The 9,495-nt window shown below is 38.9% G+C and carries 10 protein-coding genes; 2 read left to right on the forward strand and 8 right to left on the reverse strand.

Features of this window, described 5'->3' with window-relative positions; genetic code table 11:
- Positions 1-19 precede the first annotated feature (19 nt).
- The 5 genes from F7734_RS59170 to F7734_RS59190 form a co-directional block, all read right to left on the reverse strand.
- The gene (locus F7734_RS59170; RefSeq protein ID WP_155753495.1) at positions 20-214 is read right to left on the reverse strand and encodes a hypothetical protein; all 195 of its coding nucleotides are present in this window, start codon (positions 212-214) and stop codon (positions 20-22) included.
- Between the two features lie 129 nt (positions 215-343).
- Positions 344-2,203, reverse strand: a complete 1,860-nt coding sequence (locus tag F7734_RS59175; RefSeq protein ID WP_155753496.1) for a hypothetical protein — start codon at positions 2,201-2,203, stop codon at positions 344-346.
- A gap of 3 nt (positions 2,204-2,206) precedes the next feature.
- Positions 2,207-2,686 (reverse strand): hypothetical protein, encoded by a 480-nt coding sequence (locus tag F7734_RS59180; protein ID WP_155753497.1) that lies wholly within the window; start codon positions 2,684-2,686, stop codon positions 2,207-2,209.
- A 179-nt stretch (positions 2,687-2,865) separates the two neighbouring features.
- Positions 2,866-3,003, reverse strand: coding sequence for a pentapeptide repeat-containing protein (locus F7734_RS59185; protein ID WP_155753498.1), 138 nt, complete (start codon positions 3,001-3,003; stop codon positions 2,866-2,868).
- A 376-nt stretch (positions 3,004-3,379) separates the two neighbouring features.
- Positions 3,380-4,528: an XRE family transcriptional regulator gene (locus F7734_RS59190; protein ID WP_155753499.1), complete on the reverse strand. Its 1,149-nt coding sequence runs from the start codon at positions 4,526-4,528 to the stop codon at positions 3,380-3,382.
- A 313-nt stretch (positions 4,529-4,841) separates the two neighbouring features.
- Here F7734_RS59190 and F7734_RS59195 point away from each other — a divergent pair, with 313 nt between their 5' ends.
- On the forward strand, positions 4,842-6,947 hold the full coding sequence (locus tag F7734_RS59195) for a M3 family metallopeptidase (RefSeq protein ID WP_155753502.1): 2,106 nt from the start codon (positions 4,842-4,844) through the stop codon (positions 6,945-6,947).
- A gap of 411 nt (positions 6,948-7,358) precedes the next feature.
- A complete protein-coding gene (locus tag F7734_RS59200) occupies positions 7,359-8,210 on the forward strand; it encodes a universal stress protein (protein ID WP_155753500.1) in 852 nt (283 codons plus the stop codon).
- A 314-nt stretch (positions 8,211-8,524) separates the two neighbouring features.
- Here F7734_RS59200 and psbM read toward each other — a convergent pair whose 3' ends face one another.
- The 3 genes from psbM to F7734_RS59215 all read right to left on the reverse strand — a co-directional run.
- Positions 8,525-8,638 (reverse strand): photosystem II reaction center protein PsbM, encoded by a 114-nt coding sequence (psbM, locus tag F7734_RS59205; protein WP_017746279.1) that lies wholly within the window; start codon positions 8,636-8,638, stop codon positions 8,525-8,527.
- A 143-nt stretch (positions 8,639-8,781) separates the two neighbouring features.
- Positions 8,782-9,078, reverse strand: coding sequence for a 2Fe-2S iron-sulfur cluster-binding protein (locus tag F7734_RS59210; protein WP_155753501.1), 297 nt, complete (start codon positions 9,076-9,078; stop codon positions 8,782-8,784).
- A gap of 286 nt (positions 9,079-9,364) precedes the next feature.
- Positions 9,365-9,495 (reverse strand): photosystem II reaction center protein K (locus F7734_RS59215; protein ID WP_207714480.1); only part of this gene is annotated, 131 nt, incomplete at its 5' end.

Below are 9,495 nucleotides of genomic sequence, written 5' to 3' on the forward strand. Positions count from 1 at the left end.
TTGAGGAACGAAACCCAACTCATACAAAGATTTTTTGGGTAAATATTTTTTCTTTTTCTTCAATAGTATTTTTTGCTAGTTGGTTTTGTGTTTCTAATTCATTAAGAAATGTTATTTCTTTTGAATGAATTTGCTTGTCAGCACAAATCAAATATGCAAGTAATAAAATTTCATAATCCAGTTGTTCAGAAGATATTTTAGCGACCTCAACCACCTTAAAAGCTCCTATTTAATCAAATGGTATTGTATTGCACAAGATGTTTACTTTTAGCAGTGATGATTGTAGTTAATATGTTATGCATAATACATTTGTATTAAATAAATGTTTTGTCAAACTCTAATTCTAAACATCAAACCCATATTTACCTTTTAATAAAGCTTTAAGCGTATCATTAGGTTTTTCTCCATAACAAGAACCAATAACCTTTCCGTAATCCTCTAAATTAATATTTGGATTTGATTTGAGTGCTTTTGTGAACTTATGTTCTAAAGCGGGTCTTACATAAACGTAGTAATATGCCCATTGATCGGTGCTATCTTTAGCTTTGATTTTATGAATAAGATCGCCTCGTTCTGCAAAAAACTTATTTTCATGCATATGACTATTATTTTTTTGCTTCAGCGCATCTAAATTCCCCATGCCGATAAGTCCTAGAAAGCAACGTTCAGGTAAGTCATATTTATCTGTATTATCCTTCGAGCTATTCAATCCATACGTGAGTGCAGAAATAACTTGAGAATTACCTATAAACACTAAATAAACTAATGCTTCGTCACGGTCATCACGAGAGTACATATCATCTTGAAAAACTTGCAGGAGCGGGTCTATCATTTCGGGTATAAAGCATCCTAGTCGTCCAAGCGCAATGGCTGTATATCTTTTAGCTATGCTCGGTAAATGTGAAAAAATTAAACTTTTTATCACCTCAATATCTTTCGGACAATTGAGATGTGATATTTTTGGTAACTTACTTTGAGGCTTGACTCTATCTGCCACAAGTACCCATTCATAAATCCAATCTGCTTGGGCAAGTATAGTTTTTTCAGGGGTACAGGCACTCAAAATCAGAGCAGACCTACTTCGAGCAAAAGCATCATGTTTCTCATTGATAACAACTTGCCGTAAAATATCAAGTTCTTCATCAGTAAAAGTATAGGTTGTGTAAGGAGCACAAGTTTTTGCACTGGTTAGCCATACAAGAGCCCATATCGCTGTGGTTGACACTGCGTAATTACCCACCGTATATTGTTCAGCAGCCGTAAGCAATACTTTGACCACTTTATGTAAGAGTAAGCTCGGTAAAAAATCTATTCTTACATCATTCTTTTGAACCTGTGGACGATAGAATGCTTCTACTAAATGCATTGCTGCGTAAACACGCTCTTCAACCGAGCAGAAGATAGTTAAATTCTCCAACAAAGGTATTAATATTTGAGTAGCGTTTTCTGCATTGAGGATTTCACTATTTGTTATTGCTGTATTAAATAAAACACCACCAATATTATTTCGATGGGCATCACGAGTTTGTATATAACTTTGTAACAATTTTTTATGCAATAGCTGTCCAAAATGGGATTGCATCACGGAATAAAATGCTTCGTCCATTAAAGTGTTATGCTTGTTAAATCCATCAAGGTCGTTGAGGTTATTTATAGCTTTATCTATTACTAAATCAACTGTCTCGTTCTTCAAGTCAAGTTTTGTTCCTAGGCATTGCATAGTAAAACTAGACAAAGCACGAGCTTCTCTTGGCGATCTATTGGAAGATAATAGCATTAACATCACGTCATCAGCAGTGATAAGACCTGAATACTCCGATGGATTGTTTTTTCGCTCTAATTTAAATATCCAAAAGCGCATTAATTCTTGCCAATGAGCAGCGACAACTGGCTCAGTTTTTTGACTTGTGCCAAAAATTTCAATTCGTCTGTCTACAATCGGTATGTCATGTACCTTCTGACACAAATAATCTAAGATATCTAAAGTTTTTTGTTGGCTCTCTTTTTTTAAAGATTCTATTTCTTTAGCTATTCTTTCAATTTGTTGTTGACATTCTTCAATTCTCTTTTGTAATCCAAATCGTTGAGCTGCATCGCTAGTAACAACAAATTCCTTCTCTAGAAAGGCAAGTTTTTCTTGCCAGAGAATCCTCACTTGCTCTAGATCCCTTAATAAGCTATGTTCTCCATTATCTGCTGACATTCTCTATCTCCGAACTATTCTCTTAATTTCCTCCCAAGCTTTGTACATCAATCCCTCTGTTTCCATATCCATTTCGTAAGATACGATCGCAGGAATTAATGGTAAAACAACCTTCAACTTGGCTGAAGCTGCTTTATCTTGTTTCTCTAACTTGTCTCGAATCTCTTGCACCAGAGAAATTAATTCTGAAGGATAAGTAATAGAAGGCATCTGTTCGATAGATACAACTGCTTGCTCTACCCTAACCAGTTGGGTTTCTGCTTCCTCATCAGAAATAATAATCGTTTCTTGAGGGTAAAGTTCCCAGTATTCTGTCTCGTATTTACGAATATTAGGGAGAATCTCTCGCTTAATGCGCTGCTTCAAATCAAAATTTGCCGGTTTATTACTACTAAACATTAACTCTTTTTCAAACTCCCCTAGCCTTTCATAGAGTAAGTCTAAAATATCTTTTAAGTCATTTAGTCTGTTATAATCGCTCATAATTTATTATTTTTAATTTATATTTGTTAAGGTAATAAAGTTGTGGACGTTGCTGAATGATGGGATGAATAAAATCATACAGATACAGTTTTATATTTAGCGATCGCTGTAGTAACAACTTGTGAGAAAAATCCTGCCAATCCGAATAATAACCACGAAACAACCACAATTACAGTAGCCTAACGCTTTTGTAGTCCTGCTTTAGCATGGCTAAAATTTGCGCCTGGAATATTTGCATAACTAAAATTTGTACCCTCAAAGTTTTCACCTCTAAAGGAGCGATCTCGGAAATTTTGACCTGGGTAGTCTGGTGGCATAGCTGGGCAAGGTAACAAACCGTAAAGACTGTCTTGTTATAGTTTCTATTACTACCTTGTATTTTCCGGATTTTTATCAGCTAAAGAAAAAGCTCTAGAATCGTTCGCTCAATTTTGTACCCAGAATCACAGTTTACGCCTGATACGATACCTGTAAGATAAAAACGCTATATAAACAGGAGCGTATAATCTAGTAACTTTTTATACAATCTTTTTATATTAATTAAAAGAATGCACAATAAAGTATAGCGCGATCGCCTATTAGTGAATCCGTAAAAACAGAATTCCGAATTTCACTCAAATTTTTCTATGGAAGAATGCTATTGCTTTTATTATTTAGTACTAAATAAGTGCTGTTGCATCAAGAATTGTTCCGTTAAGCGACTGCATAAACCTCATTTTCTTGACGACGCACCCGCAGTTGTTCAACAGTTAAGTTGAGAAGTTCTGCTGCCTTCATTTCTGAAATTTTATCTAATTTTAAGGACTGCCAAATTAGAAATTCATAACGTTCATTTTCTGGATAATTCTCCGCAACCAGTGCTGGTGGTAATTCCATTGAAGGGAGCAAAGATGCACCATCATGAAGATTTTTATAAATTGCACAGATTTTGGCTTTCTCTTTAGCAAAATCAATGATGTCCATTTCTGCTATACGATTCAAGATGACTAGGTAACTCACCCGAAAATGCCATTTGAGTTTGACAATATCTTGGGTAAGTGAGTACATCCGCTCAAATTCAGCTTGAGGAACAAGTAGGTGACTGGCAAAGTAATCAGCCACATTTTCTCGTGCTTTTTCTTCATATGAGGTTCCTTCTTCAATTAGAGTGTCTTGGTACTCTACACGGTGAAAGATTAAGTGTCCAATTTCATGTGCAAGGGTAAATAATTGACGTTCAATAGTGATGTTATGGGTATTTAGCAAAACAAAAGCACCTTCAATATCACTATAAGCACTCAGACCAAAGAAACCTTTAATGGGAACGGAGGAGCGTAAAACTTTTAAGCCGATTTCTTCTACAGACTGAAACAGGTTGGCAATGGGAGCATCTCCCAAGCCCAGGCGATGGCGAAACAAAGCAGCTATTGCCTGAATGTGCTTTTCGTTGCCTTCTACTTGATGGCAAGGTGTACTTTCTGGGGTATAGGTTGGTAAACCAACGGCTTGTTCTAGGGCGTTATAAGTTTGCAGCATTCGTAGCACTTGGGCTGCAAACTGGGCATTTTTGAGCCAGTGCGTTGCTTTGGTTCCCAAAGTTGAAGCACCTGGCGTGTCGAATGTTACATGAGTGCGGAACCGGAAGTTAGGTAGTCCTTCACCAAGTGAGCGTAGCAAGTCATCAAGTGTAATGCCTAAAGCACTCGCCAGAGCAGAGAGGATTTTGCTGTCTGGTAAAGTTTTGGCGTTCTCGTAGTTATTGATGCTCTGGCGAGTTACCCCGATAGTTGCTGCAAGTTGCTCTTGAGACAAGCCTAGACTTTTACGGTAGCGGATCAGGTTCGCAGCAATAATCTCTTTCATGGCTGATTCTTTTGAACAGTCTTCGTAGCGGCTCTGAACGCGAGTGCGTCTCCGACAGGAGAAGGAGCATCGCTAGAGGTGTCAAAAAATGTCAACAATTTTGACATTCTTTTTTCTAATTATACTAGAAAATGTAAAAGAGCTTTTACATTTTCTAGAAGGAGGTGATAAAGATATGGCAAAGAAAGCGGTATGGTTTCTATCACTTCTAATTGCCAGAAACCCGCAATAGCATTCTTCAATCGCTACATTAGAAAATACAAGAAAGAAAAGTCGCTTTTTGCTTTTATTTACCGGGTACTCTTACACAATGATGAGTGAAGCAGTTATTATATCCAATAACCCCTTACTAAAAGGCGCTGGCTTACCACCTTTTACAGAAATACAACCAGAGCAGGTTGTACCAGCTTTCAACCAACTTTTGTCAGAACTAGATCGAGAACTCGTTACATTAGAAGCTAATGTTGAGCCTACATGGAGTGGTTTAGTACAACCTCTAGAAAATCTTACAGAACGTTTGTACTGGAGTTGGGGTATTGTCAATCATCTTATGGGTGTAAAAAATAGCCCCGAATTGCGTGAAGCGTTTGAAACTGTACAGCCACAGGTGATACAGTTCTCTAACAAACTCAGCCAAAGCCAGCCAATTTACAATGCTTTCAAAGCACTCCACGCCAGTGATATTTGGGCAACTTTAAGCACAGCCCAACAGCGTATTGTAGAATCTGCTATTCGAGATGCAGAACTTGCGGGTGTTGGCTTGCAAGGAGAGGCAAGAGAGCGTTTTAACGCTATTCAGATGGAGTTGGCTGAAATATCTACTAAATTTTCCAACCATCTGCTAGATTCAACTAAAGCTTTTAGCTTGACTTTAACAACTCAAGAAGAAATTGATGGCTTACCTCCCAGCTTACTGAGCCTAGCTGCACAAGCTGCACGCTCTGCGGGAGAAGAAAACGCTACAACGGAAAATGGTCCCTGGCGCATTACTTTGGATGCCCCCAGTTATGTGCCTTTTATGCAACACAGTACCCGACGAGACTTAAGAGAAAAGCTGTATAAAGCTTTTATCGCCCGTGCTTCATCAGGCGAGTTAGATAATAACCCACTTATTGAACGCATTTTGGAATTGCGTCAAGAACTCTCAGAGTTGCTGGGTTATGAGACATATGCTGAATTAAGCTTGGCTAGTAAAATGGCTCCTAACGTCAAAGCAGTAGAGTCGCTGTTGGAAGAATTGCGTTCCCGCAGTTATGATGCTGCTTTGAAGGAATTGGATGAACTCAAAGCTTTTGCTGCATCCAAAGGAGCACCAGAAGCAGAGGATTTGTGGCACTGGGACATTCCCTTTTGGGCGGAACGTCAGCGAGAAGAAAAATTTGCCTTTACTGCTGAAGAATTACGCCCCTACTTCCCACTCCCTCAAGTTCTTGATGGTTTATTTGGATTAGTAAATCGATTATTTGGCGTGACTGTTACCCCTGCTGATGGACAAGCCCCTGTTTGGCATGAGGATGTACGGTACTTCCAAATTGCTGATGAAGCAGATCACCCTATTGCTTATTTTTACTTAGATCCTTACAGCCGCCCTGCTGAAAAACGTGGCGGTGCATGGATGGATGTTTGTATTAACCGTGGCAAAGTTTTGGAAAATGGAGTTACAACCATTCGTTTACCTGTGGCTTATTTGGTTTGCAACCAAACTCCCCCTGTGGACGGCAAGCCCAGTTTAATGACCTTTGACGAAGTTGAAACTCTGTTCCACGAGTTTGGTCATGGTTTGCATCTGATGTTAACAAAGGTGGATTATCCTTCGGCGGCAGGTATCAACAATGTTGAGTGGGATGCAGTGGAATTACCGAGCCAGTTTATGGAAAACTGGTGCTACGACAGACCAACTTTGTTTGGTATGGCAAAGCACTATGAGACAGGTGAACCTCTGCCAGATAATTATTACCACAAGCTGGTGGCAGCAAAGAATTATATGACCGGTACTGGTATGTTACGACAAATCCATATCAGTCTCCTTGATATAGAACTGCATCACCGTTACCGTCCGGGTGGCGAGGAAACTCCTAAGGATGTGCGATCGCGTTTAGCTAAAACCACAACAGTTCTGCCTCCATTACCTGAAGATGCCTTTTTATGTGCTTTCGGACACATATTTGCTGGCGGATATGCGGCTGGTTATTACAGCTATAAATGGGCTGAAGTCCTTAGTGCAGATGCTTTTGCTGCTTTTGAAGAAGCTGGTCTTGATAACGAACCAGCCATAAAAGAAACAGGCAGGCGCTACCGAGATACTGTGTTGGCGCTTGGTGGTAGCCAGCATCCCATGGAGGTATTTAAGTCCTTCCGGGGTCGCGAACCCAGTACCGAACCATTACTCAAGCATAATGGTCTAGCTGTTGCAGCTTAAAAATTTGTAAAGATATAGAGACGCGCCATAGCGCGTCTTTAGCATTGAATGCGGCAAAAATCTTTAATTTTTGTAAACAATAAGCAGTAATATTCATCTATTATTTCAAGTTTTCTTCGCATTACTTAATCTTTGTTCTAATTAAAAAGAGTAAATATAGATTACAACTAATAAATTTAATAACCATTCATTAAGTTCATCAGTCAGAATTAATAGTAAGCTTAAATCACCAAAAACCCAGTTAATCCTTTCAAAAACTGGGTACCAATAACTCGAACTGTTAGTAGTTAGTGGTTAGTGGTTAGTGGTTAGCGATCGTTAGAACAGTTACTACTAACAATTAACGACTAACCAATAACCACTAACTATCAGTCAGTCAATTAGGTAACCTGAACCCCAAGAAGATCTAAGATGATAGAAAAAATTTTGCTAGCTGTCTCTGGATTAGGTCACGCCGAAGAGATGCTCAAAGCCTTAAAGGATGTGCCATCAATTCAACGAGCAAAAGTAACCGTTTTGCACGTTGTACCAGATCAAGTAAGTGCCGAAAATATGACAGCTAAATGGGAAGAAGGTGGCAAAATTTTAGCGAATGCTATTCAGTATTTGAACCTAGATCCCAGTCGGGTTTCCTCTATTTTACGTCAAGGCGATCCCAAAACTGTGGTTTGTCAGGTCGCCGATGAAATAGAAGCTGACTTGATTATTATGGGTTCGCGAGGACTCAAACGCCTCCAATCTATTTTATCGAACTCCGTCAGTCAGTATGTTTTCCAGCTATCTTCTCGCCCCATGTTGTTGGTTAAAGATGACGTTTATGTCAAAAGAATTAACCGCATTATGGTGGCAATGGATAACTCAGATGCTGCCAAGCATTGCTTGACTTTAGCTCTATTCTTGCTACGAGATATTAAGGGAGGAGAGTTAATTCTAGCTAATATCAATACGGATTTGCGTGGCAAAGCATCTGAAATGTATGAAATTAATTCAGAACACAGTCCTGCTTTAGCTGCAGCCGCTGCAGAAGCTAAAAAATATGGTATACCAGTTCGTTGTGTAGTCAGTAGTGGTAAACCAGGTGAAGAAATTTGTCGCTTAGCAGATGAATGGAAAGTAGATTTACTACTTCTTGGTTCTCCAGATCGCCGTCCTTCTATTGCTAAGAGTTTAGTAGATATAGATAGGCTTTTGGGTGCATCTTTGTCTGATTACGTTCGAGTTAATGCAAACTGTCCAGTTTTGTTAGCACGAACAGTAGATTAAGCAAAGTTTAACAATCAGTGGTTGATAAATAAAAACCCCTACACTATAAATGTAGGGGTTTTTATTTGATGTACAGAAGAATTACTAAGCTGTCACGCCTGTAATTTGCACAATGCAAACAGCTATAGCAATCCTAGATCGTTCATGAAAAATTTCAAATAATGTAGGTAGGGCTAAAGCCCACCAAAAGTGTTACTGGTGGGCTTTAGCCCTACCTACATATATTTCACAAATCAAAGAGGATTGCTATAGGTGGCTTGCTAGCTAGGGTTCTCTTAATTTTGAATTTTGAATTTTGGATTTTGAACTGCTTTCTAATCTTTTTTACCTTCGCGGCTAGCAGTTTGAATGTAAAGAATTATTAAAAAGACGGCGGGAACGAGAACGAACAGAATGCTCGCTACGAACCCTAGATCGTTAACTTGCATGGGAAGACAGCCTCTCTTCAATATCTAGGTAACACATTTAGGATACCATTCTATGGTTGAAAGAAGCATGAAGTACAAATATGTCAAGATTGGCTTTCTCCCCATTTCGTAAGACTTACTTGATACTTCATCCTCGCTCGTTTCTATGGCTTTGTGACTACACTGACTGCACCATGTACCAGAGTTTGACAAGCAAGACGGCAATTTTCTGGCTTTTTCTTTAATAATTTGTTTTCTGCATCGGTACGGGGCGATAAATTTTCCAATCCTTCAACAATCTCTACCACACAGCAGCCACATTGACCGTATCCTCCACAATTCATCATCTTGCCAAAAAGTTTGTATATGTCAACATTGTTTTGCAAGGCTCTTTCGCGTAAATTCGCGCCGTTAGCTGCTACGACTTCTTTGTTTTCTTTCACAAATGTGATGTTACCCATTTCTGATACCTCGTTTACTGTAAACTCAACTAGAAAAGCATTAAGGATAAAGGGTAAAGGATGAAAAGGTTATAGTTCGTCCTTCATGAGATACAACCTCCCGAATTTCGCGGTAGAGGCGTTACTTGTCATAGGTCTTTTATTTTTATATATTACCTACTCTTTTAATTTATTACAATTTCTTAAGAAGTATCAACTTTCTTGACAAAACCTAAGTAAAAGAAAACCCGGCTGCCAAAAAGCGTCGGGTTTGGGGAGTATTGAGCCTATAGTTAGGTCAATTGATTTACCTAAAACCAATAGCGGCTTGCCATACAAAAGCCAGCAACAAGAAGAACACGGGGATGATTGGCAGAACGTCTACCAAAGGATCGAGAACTTGATAAGCTTCGGGTAATTTTGCTAACAACAATGCTG

The organism is Scytonema sp. UIC 10036, assembly GCF_009725235.1.

Bases quoted from the DNA above. Each gene is read 5' to 3' on its own strand.
- F7734_RS59200 (WP_155753500.1), top strand. From the start codon at position 7,359: ATGATAGAAAAAATTTTGCTAGCTGTCTCTGGATTAGGTCACGCCGAA.
- F7734_RS59195 (WP_155753502.1), top strand. From the start codon at position 4,842: ATGAGTGAAGCAGTTATTATATCCAATAACCCCTTACTAAAAGGCGCT.
- F7734_RS59190 (WP_155753499.1), bottom strand. From the start codon at position 4,528: ATGAAAGAGATTATTGCTGCGAACCTGATCCGCTACCGTAAAAGTCTA.
- F7734_RS59180 (WP_155753497.1), bottom strand. From the start codon at position 2,686: ATGAGCGATTATAACAGACTAAATGACTTAAAAGATATTTTAGACTTA.
- psbM (WP_017746279.1), bottom strand. From the start codon at position 8,638: ATGCAAGTTAACGATCTAGGGTTCGTAGCGAGCATTCTGTTCGTTCTC.
- F7734_RS59175 (WP_155753496.1), bottom strand. From the start codon at position 2,203: ATGTCAGCAGATAATGGAGAACATAGCTTATTAAGGGATCTAGAGCAA.
- F7734_RS59210 (WP_155753501.1), bottom strand. From the start codon at position 9,078: ATGGGTAACATCACATTTGTGAAAGAAAACAAAGAAGTCGTAGCAGCT.
- F7734_RS59185 (WP_155753498.1), bottom strand. From the start codon at position 3,003: ATGCCACCAGACTACCCAGGTCAAAATTTCCGAGATCGCTCCTTTAGA.